The sequence below is a fragment of the Paractinoplanes aksuensis genome (genome assembly GCF_024137025.1).
In the GTDB taxonomy this organism is placed as follows: Bacteria; Actinomycetota; Actinomycetes; order Mycobacteriales; family Micromonosporaceae; genus Actinoplanes; species Actinoplanes aksuensis.
On the sequence record NZ_JAMYJR010000035.1, the window covers coordinates 23,775 to 41,880 of the forward strand.

The window sequence follows — 18,106 nt, forward strand, 5'->3', positions numbered from 1 at the left end:
CGTCGCTCTTCTGATCGGCAGCGGTCAGCCGCTCGTGAGCCGCTCCCGGTCGATCAGCCGGGCCGCGTCGGCCTCGGGCACCGGGCGCGAGAAATAGAAGCCCTGGGCCCGCTGACAGCCCAGTTCCCGCAGCAGTTCCACCTGTTCGGCGGTCTCCACGCCCTCGGCGATCGTGCCCAGGCGCAGCCCGGCGGCCAGGTCGATGATGGCCTTGACCAGGGTGCGGGCGGCCGGGTCGGGCGGGCCGGGGACGGGCATGAACGAGCGGTCGATCTTGACGTGGTCGATCGGCAGGTCGCGCAGATAGGCCAGCGACGAGTACCCGGTGCCGAAGTCGTCGACGGCCACCCGCACGCCGTGCGTCCGCAGCATGGTCAGGTGGCTGATCGCCTGCTCGGTGGCGATCCCCGAGTCGACCAGCACGCCCTCGGTGATCTCGAGGATCAGCGCCTCCGGGGGCAGGCCGGACGTCTCCAGCGCGTCCAGCACCATCAGGCCGAAACCCGGCTCGCGCAGCTGCCGCGGCGACACGTTGACCGAGACCACGGTGCCGTGGCGGCGGTGCCAGCCGGCCACCACCCGGCACGACTCGCGCAGCACCCAGGCCCCGATGGGCACGATAAGGCCGCTGTCCTCCGAGATGCCGATGAACTTGTCCGGCGGCACCATCGACTCCCCGGACGGCTGCCACCGGATCAGTGCCTCCACGCCCGTGATCTGCTCGTCGGCCAGCCGGATCAGCGGCTGGTAGAACACGACGAACTCCTCGCGGGTGAGCGCCTCGCGCAGCCGCTCGACCGTCCGGGCCGTCTCGAGCCGCTTCTCGCGCAACTGCTCGTCGTACAGCACGAACTGGTTGCGCCCGGCCTCCTTGGCCGCATGCAACGCCAGGTACGCGTCCCGGGCCAGATCCTCGGCGGGCCGGCCCGGCTCGAGCTCGCGCAGGCCCATGCTCACCGTCGCGAACAGCTCGTGCCCCTGCACCGTCAACGGGCGGCGCATGGCGGTCAGCACCCGCTCGGTGGTGGCCCAGGCGTCGGTCAGTGGAGCGTCGGTGAGCAGCGCGGCGAACTCGTCGCTGTGCAGCCGGGCGACCAGGGCCCCGCCGAACAGCAGGCGCAGCCGGGCGCTCACCTCGACCAGCAGGTCGTCGCCGACGGCGTGCCCGAACCGGTCGTTGACGTCCTTGAACCCGTCCAGGTCGAGCAGCAGCAACGCGCCCGGCCGCCCGCCCTCGATCGCGGCGGCGAGCCGGTCGTGCAGCACGGTCCGGCCCGGCAGCCCGGTCAGCACGTCGTGCTCGGAGCGGAACCGCAGCTCCTGCCGCAGATCGGCCTCGTTGTGCAGGGCCCTCTCGAGGTCGGCGGCCCGCGCGGCGGCGATCCGGTTGAGCTGGCGCATCCGCTGCACGACCAGGGCCGAGGTGAGGGCGGTGGCGACCATCGGGACGACCACGTCGAGGCTGCCCAGGGTGTCCTGCAGGGCCTCCCGTAGCAGGAAGAGGCCGGTCAGCACAGGTGTGGCGACCACCGTGCCGACGTAGATGCGGGTCGCGCCGTGCCGGCTCAGCGTGGCCTGGTCGGCCGGGAGCGCCACCGTACGCTTCATCGAGGGGTGCAGGGCGGCCGCGGTCAGCAGGCCGTTGCAGACGACCCACCCGACGATGCTGACCTCGGTCGGGAAGCCGGCGCTGCTCCCCACGGTCAGATAGGCGGTGTCGGCCGTCAGCCGGACCGCGCACGACGCGGCGACCAGCCAGTAGGACACGGACCGGGAGTCGCTGAGCAGCAGCAGGCGTACGCCGAAGGTCAGCAGCACCAGGTCGAGGAACGGCTCCACCAGCAGGTAGGCCTGGCTGTGGATGAGCCCGGTGTCGATCAGCGACGGGTCGACGAACACCATCCACCAGATCACCGCGGCGCCGGACGCGATGATCGCGCTCTCGGTCATGCCCAGCGCCGCCGCGCCCCGCCGCCCGTGGTTGGGCAGCAGGGCCACCCCGGCACACAGGATCGGGTACGTGATGCCGTAGATGACGTTGATGGCCACGCCCCCGGTGGCCACCTCCGGCGGCAGCAGCGTCGCGACGATGACGTTGCCGGCCAGCGCCAGCCCGACCGACACGAAGATCAGCCACCAGCCCCGCGCGAACTCGGGCCGGTGCCGCCGCACCCCGACGGCGATCGCCGTCAGCAGCAGGGCCGCGCTGGCCAGCATGAGCGTGGCCAGTCCGTTGAGCGACGACACCTGGAACGCGACCACGGCCAGCAGCGCGGTGACGGCCACGGCCGCCCACACGAGCACCGCAGGCCGCGCCGACTCGTCACCCACAGATCTCACAATCGCACGACAGTCCCCCCGCCGTTTTCGGAACAGGCGTTTCAGCGCCGGCGGCCGGTGATGACGCAAATGACGCCGGGGTACTGGCCGTCGTGACAACCCGGGGTCGGCAGGCCGTCGCTCATCTTGCTGCCGGCCCGGCCGAACGTCCGGTACGAGAAACCGTCCGGAAGGGCCAGCTCCTGGCCGGCCGGCTTAACCGGCCCCCAGCCGTCCCCCTGGCGCCGCCCACCGGCCGCGGCCGCCTCCACACCCACGCCGGCCGGAACCACCAAGCCGCCGACCAGTCCGATCCCGGTGGCCGCCAGCACATCACGCCGCTTCATAGTCATGGCGTCACGATGGACCCGGCGGGTGAACAGCGGAAGCGTCCTGACGGTCGGCTCGGCGAACGGGTCCCCCAACCCGGTCGCCGGCCGACAACGGCCGCCCGCCACGACGCCCCCCGCCGTGATCGAACCGCCGCGTAAAGTGTTCGACGTCGATACCTGGCGTGGGGGAAGTCCGCACGAATTCGGACACGCCGTTGACCTTGGGGAGCCGGCGTTGCCGATGCCGCAGCAAACACCGCCCGACCCGGCGGCAGCCCACGGGCTCGACGATCTCGCCACCGGCTTGCGGCGGTTGAAGGCGTGGGCCGGTGATCTCTCGTACGAGACGATCAAGGAAAGGGTCAACGCCGCCGGGGGCGAGCCGGTGTCGCGGTCGACGGTCGCGTACTGCTTCCAGCCGGGGCGGCGGCGGTTCGACACCGATCTGGTGCTGGCCGTGGTCCGGGTGCTGCACCCGGACGAGCAGTACGTGGGGCGGTGGCGCCGGGCCCTGCGGTCGGTCGGGGGCGAGATCGAGGCCGTGTCGCAGGTGCGGGTGCACGACAAGCTGCCGCAGGACCTGATCGGGTTCACCGGGCGCGACCGCGAGCTCGGTCAGCTGCGCGAGGCCCTGCGGGCGGCCGCCCGCCGCGCCGACACCGTCGTGATCTCGGCCCTCGAGGGCATGGCCGGGGTGGGCAAGACGCAGCTCGCGATCCACGCCGGGCACCAGCTCCACCAGCAGGAACCGTTCGAGCGAGTGCTGTTCGTCAACCTGCGCGGGTTCGATCCGGATCCGGCCCAGCCGCCGGCCGACCCGGCGGCGGTGCTCGACGGGTTCCTGCGGCTACTGGGGATGGCGGGTCCGGTGCCGCACGGTCTGGCCGCTCGCACGGCGGCCTATCGGGAAAGGCTTTCCGGCGTACGGGCCCTGGTCGTGCTCGACAACGCCGCCACCGTGGAGCAGGTCGCACCGTTGTTGCCGGCCACCCCGGGCTGCCTCACCGTGGTCACCAGCCGGCGACGCGTACGCCGCGGCCGCCCTGGCCGGCGCCGATGTGGACACCACGCGGGCCGACCTGCACGCCCTGCGGCAGGACCACCTGTTGCAGCCGGCCGGCGAGGGGCGTTACACGTTCCACGACCTCGTCCGCGCCTACAGCGCCGTCATGGCCGCCGACCAGGAACGCCCGGCCGAGCGCCGCACGGCCCTGACCCAGCTCTTCGACCACTACCTGGCCACTGCGGCCGCCGCCATGGACCTGCTCTATTCGGCCGAGAAGTACCTGCGGCCGCCGGTCGAGCGGGACGGTCACCACGTACCCGAGCTGGCCGGCCCGGACGACGCCCGCACGTGGGTCGACACCGAGCGCCCGACCCTGATCGCGGTGGCCGCCTTCACCGCGGCCAACGGCTGGGAGTCGCACACGACCCGGATGTCGCGCCTGCTGTTCCGCTACTTCGACGGCGGCCACCACACCGACGGCCTGGTCGTCCACGGCCACGCTCTGCAGGCGGCCGTCCGCACCGGGGATCGGGCCGGGCAGGGGCACGCCCTGACCGACCTCGGAGTCACCCACATCCACCTCGGCAAGAACGACACGGCCCGGGACTACCTGCACCGCGCGGCCGAACTGTTCGAGCCACTGGACGACGTCACCGGTCTGGCTCGTACGCAGAACAACCTGGGCATGGTGGCCGAGGGCGCCGGCGACTTCCCGGCCGCCACCGAGCACTATCAGCGGGCCCGGGTGCTGCACCGGCGGGCCGGCAACCGGACCGGCGAGGCCGGGACGCTGCGCAACCTGGGCAATGTGGCCGGCCAGTCGGGCCGCTACGACGCCGCGACCGAGCACTTCACGCAGGCCCTGGCCCTGACCCGCGAGATCGGCCACCGGGTCGGCCAGGCCGGGGCGCTCAACGGCCTGGGCGAGGTCGAGATGCGCTCGGGCCGGTACGCCGAGGCCGAGGTCCATCTCGAACAGTGCCTGGCCCTGTTCCGGGAGCTCGGCAACCGCCTCGGCGAGACCGACACGCTGGAGAGCCTCGGTCGCCTGCACACCCGGCTGGGCCGTCCGGAGAGGGCCGGCGAGTGCTTCCGGCGGGTGCTGGGCATGAGCCGAACGAGCGGTTACCGCCTGGGCGAGGCGGCCGCGCTGAACGGGCTGGGCGAGTCGGCCTGCGCGGCCGGCCGCGGCGACGCCGCCATCGAGTTCCACACCGCGGCCGAGGCGGTCGCGGCCGAGGCGGGCACGCTCGACCAGAGCGCCCGGGCCCACGCCGGTCTCGGCGCCGCTCATCGAGCCCTCGGCGCCCCGGACCGGGCCCGCGAGCACTACGAGCAGGCCCTGACCTCCTATCTCGACCTCGGCATGCCGGAAGCGGACGAGATCCGGGCCGAACTCGGCCGTCACCCGTCCGGCTGACAGGCCTTCGCTGAGCGCCGCTCAGGTCGTAGCCTGCGCGGGGAGGTCGCGATGTCTGCTGAACCGAGCCAGGTTACGGTCGCCCGCGCCACCTCGGACTGCCGGGACATCGCCGAGTTCCAGGCGCTCATGTCCCGCCGCTATGTCGATCACTGCCCGCGGGTGGTGGGTAACCCGCACGACTTCCGGTTCCGGTCCCGGTCGGCCGCGGCCGCCGGGCTCTCCGTCGAGCAGGCCCGCTACCGGGCCGTCGTGGCCGCCGCCACCGAGCCGTTCGAGACGGTCCTGGTCGTGTCGGTGCTGGCCGGTCAGTTCGATGTGGTCGCCGGGCGGCAGAGCGCCCGCGCCGGCAGCGGCGACTCCCTGCTGCTGCCGCCCGGGCTGGATCTGAGCATCGTCATGGACCGGTTGGGTCTGCGGGCCGCCCAGATCCCGGTCGAGGCGGTCGGGCGGGTCGCCGGCCGCAGCGGCGTCGACCCGCCCGACTTCCGATTCGACGCCATGACCCCGGTATCACCGGCCGCCAACCGGCTGTGGACGGCCACCGCCGGTTATCTCACCGACGTGCTGGCCGCGCCCGGGATCGCGCCGATGATGCTGACCGCCGCGATCGAGGCCGCGGCCACGGCGGCGGTGACGGTCTTCCCCAACACCACCATGACCCTGAGTTACGTGGCCGGCGCGGGCCGCGTGGCCCCGGCCGCGGTCCGCCGGGCCGTCGCTTATCTGGAGGCCAACGCGGCCGAGCCGATCACCGTGGACGACATCGCGGCCGCCGCCGGTCTCGGGGTGCGGGCCCTGCAGACCGGCTTCCGGCGGCACCTCGACGTCACCCCGCTCGGTTACCTGCGCCGCCACCGGCTCGAACTGGCCCACCGCGACCTGCAGGCGGCCGACGCGTCCGGCGGCGACACGGTGGCCGACATCGCGTTCCGGTGGGGCTTCCCCAACCTGGGCCGCTTCGCCGGCTACTACCGCGCCGCCTTCGGGCGGCCACCGAGCCAGACCTTGCGTACGTGAGTCAGCGGTTCGGGCGCTCCCGTCGCACCGTGGGCCGGCGGCCGCGGATGGTGGCCCGCGACAGCGCCTTGATGACCCGGTCGGCCGCCGAGTCGGGCACCTCGACCAGCGAGAACCGGTCGGTGATCTGGATGGCGCCGACGTCGCGGGCGGGCAGGCCGGACTCGCCGGCGATCGCGCCCACCAGGTCTTGCGGGCGCAGCCCGGCCCGGCGGCCGATACCCACGAACAGGCGGGTCACTCCCGAGTCGGTGGGCCGTTGCCGGGTCTCCTTGTCGCGGCGGGCCGGCGCGGGCGACGGGATCTCGGCCTCGTCGACGTCGCCCCCGGCCGCCTCGTGCAGCAGCTTGACCGCGGCCAGGGCGACAGTCTCGATGTCGTGGTCGTCGGTCAGCGAGTCGATCACCACGCGGAACCGCTCGAGGTCGTCGTCCTCGAGGGCGTTCTGCAACGTCGCGCGGGTCAGTTCGAGCCGGCGCGCCCGCAGGTCGGTCACCGTGGGCAGCCGCTCGATCGGGATGCGGCGGCCGATCAGGCGCTCGATGGCCTTGAGCATGCGCTGCTCACGGGGCTCGGCCAGGGTGATCGCGACGCCCTCGCGCCCGGCCCGGCCGACCCGGCCGATCCGGTGCACGTACGCCTCGGGGGCCGACGGCACGTTGAAGTTGATCACGTGGGTGAGCTGCTCGACGTCGAGCCCACGGGCGGCGACGTCCGTGGCCACCAGCAGCTCCGTGCTGCCGCCGCGCAGCCGGCCCATCACCCGGTCGCGCTGGTCCTGGCTCATGCCGCCGTGCAGCGCCTCGGCCCGGTAGCCCCGGCCGTTGAGCGCCTCGGTGACCGAGTCGACCTCCTCGCGCGTACGGCAGAAGACGATCGCCGCCGTCGGCGCCTCGACATCGAGGATGCGGCCGAGCGCGGCCGCCTTGTACGGGCGGCCCACGACGTACGCACTCTGGCGGACCAACGGCATCTCGCCGGGCGCGACGTCCTCGCGGGCCATCTGGATGCGCACCGGTTCGCGCAGATGACGCCGGGCGATGGCGTCGATCCGGGGTGGCATGGTGGCCGAGAACAGCACGGTCTGGCGCTCGGCCGGGGTCTCGGCCAGGATCGCCTCGATGTCCTCGGCGAAGCCCATGTCGAGCATCTCGTCGGCCTCGTCGAGCACGACCGTGCGCACGTCGCTGAGATCGAGGGTGCCGCGGCTGATGTGGTCGAGCACGCGGCCCGGGGTGCCCACGACGACCTGCACGCCGCGCGACAACGCCTGCAGCTGCCGCCCGATCGGCTGCCCGCCGTAGACCGGCAGCACCCGCACGTTCAGCTCACGCCCGTAGCGGTGCACGGCCTGCGAGACCTGCTCGGCCAGCTCGCGCGTCGGCACCAGGGCCAGCGCCTGCGGGCCCGCCGTCCGCTCGGCGGTCAGCGCCTGCAGGATGGGCAGGGCGAACGCCGCGGTCTTGCCGGTGCCGGTGGCCGCCTGGCCCACCAGGTCGTGCCCGGCCAGCACCGGGGGGATCGCCTCGCGTTGAATCGGGGTGGGTTCTTCATAGCCGAGGCTCAGGAGCGCGCGCAGCAGCTCCGGTCGAAGCCCCAATCCCGCGAAGCCAGCCTCGGACTCGACCAGGTCTTCGTCCATGCCGACAAGGATACGAGCCGGGATCTTCCGGGATTCCGGGCCCCGTGCCATACTGCGCCGCCATGGGCGTTCATCGATTTCTCGTGGTGGCGGCACTGCTGCTCGGAGGCGGGGCCGGGCTGGGCGCGGGGGCCGCTCCCGAGGGGCCGACGCTGAACCTGAGCGGGCCCGATCAGGTCGTCATCGGGCAGACCGCGGTGTTCACCGTGCAGGCCGGGGGCGCGGCGGATCCGCTCGGCGTCTCGGTGGCGCTGACACTGCCTGCCGGGATCACGTATGTCTCCGGGGCGCCGGGCGCGGTGAACACGGTCGACGGCGGGCGTAACTCCGGGCCGTGCGCCGTCGACGGCCAGGTGGTCACTTGCAGCGTGGACCACCCTGAGGACGGGTTGCTCAGCTGGACGGCGACGGTGCGGGTCGCGGCGGACGTCGTTCCGGGCGAGCCGCTGTCGCTGGTCGCGGCGAGCGGGGAGATCAACCGGAAGCTGGCCACGGTGCCGGTGCGGGGCGCCGACTTCGCGGTCAGCGTGGAGGACGGGCCGACCGGGGTGCTCGAGGCGGGGAAGCCGATCACCTACACGGTGGTCGTGCGCAACCTCGGGCCGGACGCGGGGGTGCCGTTCACGCTGCATGAATGGTTCGACGGGGGCTGGTACATCGGCGGCGGAGTCGAGCAGGAGGGGGTGGAGTGTTTCAGCGATCCCGGCGAGATGGCCTGCGAGGTCGACCGGTCGCTGCCGGCGGGCGGCGAGATACGGCTCGAGCACGTGCTGCCGACGCGGGCCGACGCGGGCACGGTCGGGCGGCGCGGGTTGATCGGGCTTCAGGTGCGCGACCAGCCCTTGCCCGTCGACCCGGGCAACAACGAACTCACCTTCCCGATCCAGTTCGCGGTCGCGCCGACCACGCCACCGGCTTCTTCGCCGACCTCATCACCGACCGCTTCGCCGACGCCAAGTTCGTCGCCGTCGCCGACTGCCACCGCGACGCCGGCGCCCGGCGGGGCCGGTGGCGGCCTCCCGATCACCGGCCCCGGCGCCGGACCGATCGCCCTGGTGGGAGCCGTGCTTCTGCTGGCGGGCGTCGCCGCCCTACGATTCGGCCGACGTCGCGCGCCGCGCTGATCCACCGGCCTGAACATTGACCAGCCGCTCGGCGCGCTCATCAAACGCTCAGCGCGGTCACCAATCGCTCAGCGCGTGCGTTGACATTGAGATTTGTCGATGTTCTTATTCAGGGATCGCTTGTTAACGTTCACCTCCGAGGAGGGCCCATGGTCACCAGGAGAGTTCTTCTCGGTGGGGCCGCGGCCACGGCGGCCGGGCTGGCGCTGGACGACGACGCCACCATCGCGATCCGGCCCGCCGCCGACTTCGGCGCCTGGCAGGGCTGGGGCACATCGCTGGCCTGGTGGGCCACCGTCTTCGGCGCGCGCGACGACTTCGCCGACCTGTTCTTCACCGACCGCACGGTCACCTACAACGGCACCGCGCTGCCCGGTCTCGGCCTGACCATCGCCCGCTACAACCTGGGCGCGTGCAGCCGCAACACGGTCGAGGGCAGCGCCATGGTGGCCTCGCCCAACATCCCGTCGTTCAAGCAGATCGAGGGCTTCTGGCAGGACTGGCGCAATCCCGACCCCACCTCGTCGGCCTGGAACTGGAACGCCGACGCCGTCCAACGGGCCGCCTTGACCAAGGCCGTGCAGCGCGGTGCGATCACCGAACTGTTCGCCAACTCGCCGATGTGGTGGATGTGCCTCAACCACAACCCGTCCGGCGCGGCCGGGGGCGGGAACAACCTGCAGTCCTGGAACTACGCCCAGCACGCCCGGCACCTGGCCGTGGTCGCCCGGCGGGCCCGGGACAGCTGGGGCGTGCGGTTCCGGACGGTCGACCCGTTCAACGAGCCGTCCTCGGCCTGGTGGACGGCGACCGGCACGCAGGAGGGCTGCCACATCGACGCCGGGATCCAGCGCACGGTGCTGGCCCACCTGCGCACCGAGCTCGACGCGCAGGGGCTGACCGACGTCGCGCTCTCGGCCTCCGACGAGACCAGCTACGACCTGGCCCGAGCGACCTGGAACAGCTTCGACGCGGCCACCCGGGCGCTGGTCCGGCAGGTCAACGTCCACGGCTACCAGGGCGGCGGTGGGCGGCGCGATCTGCTGTACGACGACGTGCGTACGGCCGGGAAGGTCTTGTGGAACTCGGAGACGGGTGACGGTGACGGCACCGGGCTCACCATGGCCAAGAATCTCTGCCTCGACTGGACGTGGCTGCACCCCACGGCCTGGGTCTACTGGCAGGTGATGGATCCGACGGCCGGGTGGGGTGTCATACGGTACGACGGTAATACACGGACTCCCGGGCCCGTCGAACCCAAGTTCTGGGTGCTGGCTCAGTTCACGCGGCACATCCGGCCCGGCATGCGCATCCTGAACACGGGCAACGGCAGTGCGGCCGCCGCGTACGACGCGAATGCCCGGCGACTGGTGATCGTGGCCGTCAACAGCGGCGCGGCCCAGACGCTCACCTTTGATCTTTCGGCCTTCGGCACGGTCGGCGGCGGTGTGGCCCGCTGGACGACGGTGCCCGGCGGCAGTGACCGCTATGTCCGGCGTACCGACCTCGCCCTCAACGGCAAATCGGTCGCCGTCCCCTTCCCGGCCGCGTCGGTCCAGACCATCGAGATCTCCGGAGTGAACGCATGAAGCCGGTCCGCGTCCTCGCCCTCCTGCTGATCGCGTCGTGGGCGGTCCCCTCCCCCGCCGTCGCGGCCGGGCCCTACGCCGGCTATCTGATGGCCCACTTCACCGGCGAATCGTCGAACGGTCAGCAGATCTATGTCGCCCACAGCACGGACGGGCTGCGCTGGACCGACCTCAACAACGGCAGCCCCGTCCTGCGCACGACGGTCGGCACCCGAGGCGTCCGCGATCCCGCGCTCGTGCGGTCACCGGCCGGGGACCGCTACTGGATGATCGCGACCGACCTGTGCATCGGCTGCGGCCAGGACTGGGGCACGGCGATCGGCAACGGCAGCCGCAACCTGGTCGTCTGGACGTCCACCGACCTGGTCACGTGGTCGGCGCCGTGGCTGCTCGACGTGGCCGGCGCCATCCCCGACGGCCGCAACGCGTGGGCGCCGGAGGCCGTGTGGAATCCGGCCACCAACGACTACGTCCTGTACTGGGCGACGAACGTGCCGCTCAACGGCGTGACCAAGCACCGCATCTACGCCGCGCGCACCGCCGATTTCCGCAGCATCACCACGCCGCAGCCGTACATCACCCGCCCCGGCAGCCAGGAGATCATCGACACCCAGATCGTCGAGGTGCCGACCGGCCCCTACCGCTACGTGCGCGCCTCGGGCGACGGCCAGATCACCCTCGAGGGCAGCAACAGCATTCTGGGTACGTGGACCACGCTGGGCAACCTGGCCGGCATCGGGCTCACCGGGGCCCAGGTCGAGGGCCCGATGTGGATGCCGTTCAACGACCGGGCGGAGTGGGCGCTCTACCTCGACCAGTACTCCTCGGGCCGCGGCTACCTGCCGGTGCTGACGACGAACCCGGCGAGCCCCGGCAGCTTCCGGATCCCCGCCACCGGCTCGTACGACCTGGGTGGCCTGCGCAAACGGCACGGCTCGGTGCTACCTCTGACGGCGGCCGAGCAGACCCGGGTGCTGGCCCGCTGGTCCGGGACAGCGTCCAACCGGCTGCAGTCCTACAACTTCCAGGACAGGTACGTCCGGCACGTCAACCACGACGTCCGGATCGACGCCAACGTCAGCCCCGCCCAGGACGCCCAGTTCCGCCTGGTGCCCGGCCTGGCCGGCGGAACCGGCACGGTGTCGTTCGAGTCGGTCAACTACCCGGGCGAATACCTGCGCCACTACGGCTTCGACTTCCAGCTGGCCGCCCCCGACGGCACGGCCGCCTTCGCCGGCGACGCCACGTTCCGCCGGGTGGCCGGCCTGGCCGACAGCTCGTGGAGCTCCTTCCAGTCGTACAACTACCCCGACCGCTACCTGCGCCACAGCAACTACCTGCTGCGCCTCGACCCCATCACCGACACCACCGCCCGCGCCGACGCCACTTTCCGCGTGACCAACTGACTCAAGCCCCCGGGCCGGCGGCCGATGGAGGGGACCGTGCAGCTCTCCGACCAGCTCACCAGCCTGATGGGCGGCGCGACGACCGGGTTGCTGAGCCCGGCCCGGTCGATGGACACCCACGCCCGGGCCGCCTGCGACCTCCCCGCCATCGGCGTCAAGCCGCCGGCCGCCCAATAGACGGACCGGTGCCGGCTCTCCGGACCGGGAGCCGCGCGGGTTCAAGCGCGACCACTTACGCACGTCGCGCGGACGGGGTGAGCGTCCTGGACGCGCCGGCGGCCAGCTCGCCCCGTCCGCGCCCTCGGCGTGAGCGACGGTCTGAACCCACCACCCCGCCACGACGTCCGGCCCTTGACTTTCGGGGTGATCGGCGGATGTCGGGGCTGTTGATTGATGCGAGTGGCCCCCCTAGATTTCGGGGTATGGCTGGAGGGTTCCGGCTCGATGCGGCGGTCGCCGACGTGTACGGCGATCTGCGGCTGGCGCCTGTGTTGAAGCGGCTGTTGCGGCACAGTGGGCGCTTGACCGGTTCCGCGGCGGCTCGACGAACGCCACGACGAGCGGCGAGCTCGACACCGGCGTCGAGCTCGCCCTGCGACTGTCCTACCGGCACCTGCCGGCCGCGCGGCAACACCTGCTGCGGCTCGCCTCGCTGCACCCCGGGCAGGAGTTCGACGCGTACGCGGCGGCCGCGCTGGCCGACTGCGAACTGGCCGCCGCGCGGGAGGCCCTGGCCCACCTGTGCCGCGACCACCTGCTGCAAGAGACCGCGCCCGGCCGGTACACGTTCCACGACCTGGTCCGCGCGTACGCCGACTCCCGGGCCCGCGACGAGGACCCGCCGGCCGCCCGCCGGGCCGCGCAGACCCGGCTGTTCGACCACTATCTGGCCACCACCGCGGCCGCCATCAACGCCCTGCACCCGGCCGAGGCCCACCTGCACCCCACGATCGAGCCGACCGGTTGGCCCACTCCCGACGTGACCAGCCCCGGGGCGCCCGTGGCGTGGCTCGACTCGGAACGGCACACGCTGGTCGCGGTGGCCGTGCACACTGCCACCCACGGCTGGCCCGCGCACACGACCCGGTTGTCGGGCGTGCTGTTCCGGTATCTCATCGGCGGCGGCCATCACAGTGAGGCCCTCACCGCGTACAAAAATGCCTATGCCGCCGCCCTCGGCAGCGAGGACCTCGCCGGGCAGGCCGCCGCCCTGACCAACCTCGGCATCTCGTACCTGTATGCCGAGCAGGACGACCTGGCCGCCGACCACCTGCGGCGGGCCCTCGACCTCTGGCGCCGGATCGGCCACCCCCGTAACGAGGGCCGCGCCCTGTTCAGCCTGGCCGCCATCGAGGAACGGGCGAGCCGCTTCCAGGCCTCGGCCGACCTGCTGCGCGAGTCCCTCGCGTGCTATCGCGAGGCCGGCGACGAGACCAACGTGACCACCGTCCTGGGCAGCCTGGCCATCGCGCTCGACCGGCTGGGCCACACCGACGAGGCCATGGAGGCCGGTCTGCAGGGGCTGGCCCAGGCCCGTCGGGTGGGCCACGAGCACGGCGAGGGGTACGCGCTGGATGTCCTCGGCAACATCGAGATGCGCGCCGGCCGCTACGAGCAGGCCCGCGAACACCTCGGCCAATGCTTGATCCTGCGCCGCCGCCTGCACAACCGGCTGGGCGAGGGCAGCGCGCTCGACAGCCTCGGCATGCTGCACACGCACCTGAACGACCTGGACGAGGCGGCCGGCTACTTCGAGCAGGCCCTGGCCCTGTTCCGCGAGATCGGCAGCCAGGAGGGGCTGGCCTTCTCGTCCAACGGCCTCGGCGAGGTCGCGCTGAAGGCCGGGCGGCCCGCCCTCGACCACTTCACCCGCGCCCACGCCATCGCGACCGAGATCGAGAACCGCTACCAGCAGGCGCGCGCGGCCGCCGGCCTCGGCCACGCCCACCGCGCCCTCGACGACGAGACGGCGGCCCGGCTCCACTTCAAGCAGGCCCTTTCCCTGTACGAGGATCTGGGCGTCCCCGAGGCCGAGCAGATCCGCCCGCTGCTCGACCGGTCGTAGGGTGGCGGCATGGATCAGGATCAACACGCGCTGTATCGGCGGTCGCTGGTCGTGGTCGTCGTCTCGCAGGTGTTCGGGGGCGCGGGGCTGGCCGCGGGCGTCACCGTCGGCGCGCTGCTGGCCCAGGACATGCTCGGCAACGACAACCTGGCCGGGCTGCCGACCGCGCTGTTCACCCTCGGGTCGGCGCTGACCGCGTTCACCGTGGGCCGGCTCACCCAGCGCTCCGGACGCCGGGGCGGGCTGGCCGCCGGGTTCGCGGCCGGTTCGCTCGGCGCGGTCGGCATCGTGACCGCGGCCGTGGCCGACCGGCCGGTGCTGCTGTTCGTGTCGCTGTTCGTCTACGGCGCCGGCACGGCCACCAACCTGCAGGCCCGCTACGCCGGCACCGATCTCGCGCCGCCCGGCCGGCGGGCCACGGCGGTGTCGATCGCGCTGGTGTCCACGACGGCGGGCGCGGTCGGCGGTCCGCTGTCGGTCGACCTGCTGGGCGACTTCGCCGTCTCGGTCGGCCTGCCCCCTCTGACCGGACCCTTCGTACTGGCCGCGGTGGCCTTCGCCATCGCCGGGCTGGTGCTGTTCGTGTTCCTGCGGCCCGACCCCTACCTGGTCGCCCAGCGGCTGGCCGTCCCGGTCGCCGCCGGCGACGGTCCCACGCCGCGGCTCGACAAGGGCGTGGTGGTCGGGGCCACCGTCATGGTGCTGACCCAGGTCGCCATGGTCGCGATCATGACGATGACCCCGGTCCACATGCGGCACCACCACCAGAGCCTCGGGCAGATCGGCGTCGTCATCAGCCTGCACATCGCCGCGATGTTCCTGCCCTCGCTGGTCACCGGGGGGCTGGTCGACCGGATCGGCAGCCGCCCGGTGGCCGTCGCCGCGGCCGTCACCCTGCTCGCGGCCGGGACCGTGGCCGCTCTCGCGCCCGGCGACTCGATGACCGGGCTGACCGTGGCGCTGGTGCTGCTCGGGCTGGGCTGGAACTTCGGTTTGATCAGCGGGACCACGCTGATCGTCGAGTCGACCGAGCCGGCCACCCGGGCCAAGACCCAGGGCTCGGTCGACGTGCTCATCGCCCTGTCCGGTGCGGGATCCGGCGCGGCGTCGGCCGTCGTCACCGAGGCCACCAGCTTCGCCACGCTGTCCCTGATCGGCGGCCTGCTCGCCCTGCTGCTGATCCCCGTGCTCGCGTGGCAACGACGGCCGTCCCATAATGCGACGGCCGGGCCCCTCCCCCGCCGTTAACGTCGGCCGCATGAAGGCACTCGTCTATCACGGCCCCGGCCAGAAGGCCTGGGAGGACGTTCCCGACGCGACGATCGTGGAGCCGGCCGATGCGGTCGTGCGGGTCGACCCGGAGACGCTGCTGACGGCCGCGTCGCTGGTCCGCCCGGGCGGCACGATCTCCAACATCGGCGTCCACGGCGTGCCGGTCGAACTCCCCATGCAGGACATGTGGATCAAAAACATCCGCCTGACCATGGGCCTGGTCGACACGGTCTCGATCCCCACCCTGCTCACCATGGTCGCGAGCGGCCGCATCCCGGCCGAGAAGATGGGCACCCACAAGTTCACGTTCGACCAGATGGACGAGGCGTACGACGTCTTCGGCAACGCCGCCTCCCACTCCGCCCTGAAGGTGGTCATCACGCCGGCCTGACTCACTCCCCGCGAGCCTTCTGGTCCCCGCGCGCCCTCTCCGGTGGCCGGAGCACGCGCGCGGGCCGCGGGCTGCGCGCCCTCCTCGACGGCGTGAGCCAGCTCGCGCGGGACGCGGGCCGCGCCCAACTACCTTGGCGTCATGACCGACGACTTCACGGGCACGTTGCCGCGCAAGCGGATGGGTGCGGGGGCGCTGCTGTCCGACGATCGCGGCCGGGTGCTGCTGGTCGAGCCGACCTACAAGGACTACTGGGAGATCCCCGGCGGGGTGGTCGAGGCGGACGAATCACCGTACGCGGCAGTGATGCGCGAGATGAAAGAGGAGCTCGGCCTGGACCTGCGGCCGGGCAGGTTGCTGTCCGTCGACTGGGTGCCGCCGCAGCCGAGCCGCACCGAAGGCGTGATGCTGCTGTTCGACGGCGGCGCCCTCACCGCCGATCAGGCCGGCCAGATTCAACTGCCACCGGATGAATTGCGTAGCTGGGCGTGGTGCGACGAGCAGGAGGCGGCCGAGCGCTTGCCCGAGCTGCTCGCCCGCCGCATCCTCGCGACGGTCCGCGCCCGCGATGAGGGCACAGTGGTCTACCTCGAAGACGGACACCCGAAAACCTGACCCGGGGCGCGCCGGTCTGCCTGATCCCGTTGCTAAGCGTTGGCCTGGTCGCGGGTGCGGACGCGGTCGGCGATGGCCTGGCCGAGTTCGGCCGTGGTGCCCTTGCCCTGCAAGTCCGGCGTCAGCGGAGCCTCGGTCGGCCCGTACGCCAGAACGTCTTCGATCGCGCCGAGCAGGTGCGCGGCGGCTTCGGGGTGGCCCAGGTGGTCGAGCATCATCGAGCCGCACCAGATCTGGCCGACCGGGTTGGCGATGCCGCGGCCGGCGATGTCGGGGGCGGAGCCGTGCACGGGCTCGAACAGGCTCGGGTGGTCGCGTTCGGGGTTGATGTTCGCGCTCGGGGCCAGGCCCAGCGTGCCGGTGCAGGCCGGACCCAGGTCGGACAGGATGTCGCCGAACAGGTTGCTCGCGACCACCACGTCGAACCAGTCCGGGTGCAACACGAAATTCGCCACCAAGGCATCGATGTGGAACTTGTCCACCCGTACGCCGGGAAATTGGCCCTGCATGGCGGCCACGCGCTCGTCCCAGTAGGGCATGGTGATCGAGATGCCGTTGCTCTTGGTGGCTGACGTCAGGTGGTTCTTGGGGCGACGGGCGGCCTGCTCGTAGGCGAACCGCAGCACCCGGTCGACACCGACGCGCGTCATCACCGTCTCTTGCAGCACGGTCTCACGCTCGGTGCCCTCGAAGATCCGGCCGCCGATGCTCGAGTACTCACCCTCGGTGTTCTCGCGGACGACGATGAAGTCGATGTCACCGGGCTCGCGGCCGGCCAGCGGACCGCGGACGCCGGGCAGCAGCCGGCAGGGCCGCAGATTCACGTACTGGTCGAAGGTGCGCCGGAACTGCAGCAGGCTCCCCCACAGCGAGACGTGGTCGGGCACCACCTCGGGCCAGCCGACCGCTCCGAAGTAGATCGCGTCGTACCCACGTAGCGTCTCTTCCCAGTCCGACGGCAGCATCGTGCCGTGCCGCTGCCAATACTCGGCGCTGGCGAAGTCGAAGGTGTCGAACTCGAGCCCGAGACCGAACCGGCTCGCTGTCGCTTCCAAGGCTTCCAACCCGGCCGGTACGACCTCCCGGCCGATGCCGTCGCCGGGGATCACGGCGATGCGGTGCTGAGTCACGGGGCCTCCCTCAGTGCGGCGAGCCCGCCCTGGGCGTCGGCGAGCGCGAGTTGCTCGGCGGCCGCGGAGTCACCGGCGCGCAGGGCGCGGACGAGAGCGCGGTGGCTGGTGTACCGCTCCAGCCCGAACGTATCGTCCTCGGCCACCTTGCGCAGCAGGAGCTCGCGACGGCGGGGGCGGCTGAAGACCCGGCTCTGTTCGAGCATGCGCACGAGCACCGGGTTGTGCGCGCAGGCGCTCACCGTGTCGTTGAATTCGAGCATCGTGTCGAGCAGTTCGTGCAGATGACGCTCGACGGGCTGGTCGGTGCGCCGGCGTTCCTTGAGCAGGATCAGCAGGTCGTCGGCGCGGTCGAGGATGTTGTCGAGCACGTCGAGCTGGGCCGCGGTGGCGTGCCGGGCCGCGAACCGGGCGACCAGTCCCCGCAGGCCGACCTCGACCTCGGCCAAATCGTCGATGGCGGCGCCGCGGATAGCGGCGACCAGCACCGTCCGCGGGCCGATCCGCTCGATGAGGCCGTCGAGCTCGAGCCGGCGCAGCGCCTCGCGCACCGGGGTGGGGCTGATGGCCAGCCACGCGGCCACGCCACGCTCGGTCACCTTTTCGCCCGGGGCGAGCTCACCGGCGGCGATGGCGGTGCGGAGTTGCCCGTAGGCCTGGTCGGCGAGGGTCTCGACAGCTGGCATGACGGCACTCTAGCGCATGCAATCTCTAAAAACGGATGCAACTGTTGACGCTTTTGCTATAGCAAATTAACGTGACGCCGGACACAGGA

16 protein-coding genes are annotated in these 18,106 nt (G+C 72.1%); 10 read left to right on the top strand and 6 right to left on the bottom strand.

From position 1 onward, the window contains the following. Nucleotides 1-24: 24 nt before the first annotated feature. From M1L60_RS48005 to M1L60_RS31700, 3 genes are read right to left on the bottom strand one after another with little or no spacing between them, the layout of a single operon-like run. On the bottom strand, nt 25-2,340 hold the full coding sequence (locus tag M1L60_RS48005) for a putative bifunctional diguanylate cyclase/phosphodiesterase (protein WP_253241218.1): 2,316 nt from the start codon (nt 2,338-2,340) through the stop codon (nt 25-27). Nucleotides 2,341-2,381: 41 nt separating this feature from the next. Beyond that, nucleotides 2,382-2,672 (bottom strand): hypothetical protein, encoded by a 291-nt coding sequence (locus tag M1L60_RS31695; RefSeq protein WP_253241219.1) that lies wholly within the window; start codon nt 2,670-2,672, stop codon nt 2,382-2,384. A 4-nt stretch (nt 2,673-2,676) separates the two neighbouring features. Next, nucleotides 2,677-3,390, bottom strand: a complete 714-nt coding sequence (locus tag M1L60_RS31700; RefSeq protein ID WP_253241220.1) for a hypothetical protein — start codon at nt 3,388-3,390, stop codon at nt 2,677-2,679. 319 nt (nt 3,391-3,709) lie between these two features. Here M1L60_RS31700 and M1L60_RS31705 point away from each other — a divergent pair, with 319 nt between their 5' ends. Next, complete coding sequence (locus tag M1L60_RS31705; RefSeq protein ID WP_253241221.1) at nt 3,710-5,077, top strand: tetratricopeptide repeat protein; 1,368 nt, start codon at nt 3,710-3,712, stop codon at nt 5,075-5,077. Nucleotides 5,078-5,128: 51 nt separating this feature from the next. Next, nucleotides 5,129-6,097, top strand: a complete 969-nt coding sequence (locus tag M1L60_RS31710; RefSeq protein WP_253241222.1) for a helix-turn-helix transcriptional regulator — start codon at nt 5,129-5,131, stop codon at nt 6,095-6,097. Between the two features lies 1 nt (nt 6,098). On the opposite strand, the gene M1L60_RS31715 is transcribed toward M1L60_RS31710, so the two are convergent. After that, nucleotides 6,099-7,739, bottom strand: coding sequence for a DEAD/DEAH box helicase (locus M1L60_RS31715; protein WP_253241223.1), 1,641 nt, complete (start codon nt 7,737-7,739; stop codon nt 6,099-6,101). 62 nt (nt 7,740-7,801) lie between these two features. Here M1L60_RS31715 and M1L60_RS31720 point away from each other — a divergent pair, with 62 nt between their 5' ends. The 8 genes from M1L60_RS31720 (at nt 7,802) to M1L60_RS31755 (ending at nt 16,201) form a co-directional block, all read left to right on the top strand. Then, entirely contained in the window at nt 7,802-8,863 is a 1,062-nt protein-coding gene (locus tag M1L60_RS31720) for a COG1361 family protein (RefSeq protein WP_253241224.1), read from the top strand. Nucleotides 8,864-9,012: 149 nt separating this feature from the next. Further along, a complete protein-coding gene (locus tag M1L60_RS31725; RefSeq protein WP_253241225.1) occupies nt 9,013-10,452 on the top strand; it encodes a glycoside hydrolase in 1,440 nt (479 codons plus the stop codon). Further along, on the top strand, nt 10,449-11,858 hold the full coding sequence (locus M1L60_RS31730) for a glycoside hydrolase family 43 protein (RefSeq protein ID WP_253241226.1): 1,410 nt from the start codon (nt 10,449-10,451) through the stop codon (nt 11,856-11,858). Before M1L60_RS31725 ends, M1L60_RS31730 begins: the two co-directional genes overlap by 4 nt. A gap of 36 nt (nt 11,859-11,894) precedes the next feature. Next, a complete protein-coding gene (locus tag M1L60_RS31735) occupies nt 11,895-12,035 on the top strand; it encodes a hypothetical protein (RefSeq protein WP_253241227.1) in 141 nt (46 codons plus the stop codon). Nucleotides 12,036-12,837: 802 nt separating this feature from the next. After that, entirely contained in the window at nt 12,838-13,923 is a 1,086-nt protein-coding gene (locus tag M1L60_RS31740) for a tetratricopeptide repeat protein (RefSeq protein WP_253241228.1), read from the top strand. Between the two features lie 9 nt (nt 13,924-13,932). After that, entirely contained in the window at nt 13,933-15,171 is a 1,239-nt protein-coding gene (locus M1L60_RS31745) for an MFS transporter (protein WP_253241229.1), read from the top strand. Nucleotides 15,172-15,181: 10 nt separating this feature from the next. Further along, complete coding sequence (locus tag M1L60_RS31750; protein ID WP_253241230.1) at nt 15,182-15,586, top strand: MDR/zinc-dependent alcohol dehydrogenase-like family protein; 405 nt, start codon at nt 15,182-15,184, stop codon at nt 15,584-15,586. A 141-nt stretch (nt 15,587-15,727) separates the two neighbouring features. Then, nucleotides 15,728-16,201, top strand: coding sequence for an NUDIX domain-containing protein (locus M1L60_RS31755; protein ID WP_253241231.1), 474 nt, complete (start codon nt 15,728-15,730; stop codon nt 16,199-16,201). Nucleotides 16,202-16,233: 32 nt separating this feature from the next. Here the strand turns inward: M1L60_RS31755 and M1L60_RS31760 are convergent, their stop codons facing one another. Together M1L60_RS31760 and M1L60_RS31765 are read right to left on the bottom strand one after the other, a co-directional pair. Further along, nucleotides 16,234-17,331, bottom strand: coding sequence for a tartrate dehydrogenase (locus M1L60_RS31760; protein WP_253241232.1), 1,098 nt, complete (start codon nt 17,329-17,331; stop codon nt 16,234-16,236). Then, on the bottom strand, nt 17,328-18,017 hold the full coding sequence (locus M1L60_RS31765) for a GntR family transcriptional regulator (protein ID WP_253241233.1): 690 nt from the start codon (nt 18,015-18,017) through the stop codon (nt 17,328-17,330). Before M1L60_RS31765 ends, M1L60_RS31760 begins: the two co-directional genes overlap by 4 nt. Between the last annotated feature and the right edge of the window lie 89 nt (nt 18,018-18,106).

What these genes read in the sequence shown, in the direction of transcription:
- M1L60_RS31695 (WP_253241219.1), bottom strand. Translation starts at nt 2,672, where the DNA reads ATGACTATGAAGCGGCGTGATGTGCTGGCGGCCACCGGGATCGGACTG.
- M1L60_RS31710 (WP_253241222.1), top strand. Translation starts at nt 5,129, where the DNA reads ATGTCTGCTGAACCGAGCCAGGTTACGGTCGCCCGCGCCACCTCGGAC.
- M1L60_RS31715 (WP_253241223.1), bottom strand. Translation starts at nt 7,739, where the DNA reads ATGGACGAAGACCTGGTCGAGTCCGAGGCTGGCTTCGCGGGATTGGGG.
- M1L60_RS31720 (WP_253241224.1), top strand. Translation starts at nt 7,802, where the DNA reads ATGGGCGTTCATCGATTTCTCGTGGTGGCGGCACTGCTGCTCGGAGGC.
- M1L60_RS31725 (WP_253241225.1), top strand. Translation starts at nt 9,013, where the DNA reads ATGGTCACCAGGAGAGTTCTTCTCGGTGGGGCCGCGGCCACGGCGGCC.
- M1L60_RS31730 (WP_253241226.1), top strand. Translation starts at nt 10,449, where the DNA reads ATGAAGCCGGTCCGCGTCCTCGCCCTCCTGCTGATCGCGTCGTGGGCG.
- M1L60_RS31745 (WP_253241229.1), top strand. Translation starts at nt 13,933, where the DNA reads ATGGATCAGGATCAACACGCGCTGTATCGGCGGTCGCTGGTCGTGGTC.
- M1L60_RS31750 (WP_253241230.1), top strand. Translation starts at nt 15,182, where the DNA reads ATGAAGGCACTCGTCTATCACGGCCCCGGCCAGAAGGCCTGGGAGGAC.
- M1L60_RS31755 (WP_253241231.1), top strand. Translation starts at nt 15,728, where the DNA reads ATGACCGACGACTTCACGGGCACGTTGCCGCGCAAGCGGATGGGTGCG.
- M1L60_RS31765 (WP_253241233.1), bottom strand. Translation starts at nt 18,017, where the DNA reads ATGCCAGCTGTCGAGACCCTCGCCGACCAGGCCTACGGGCAACTCCGC.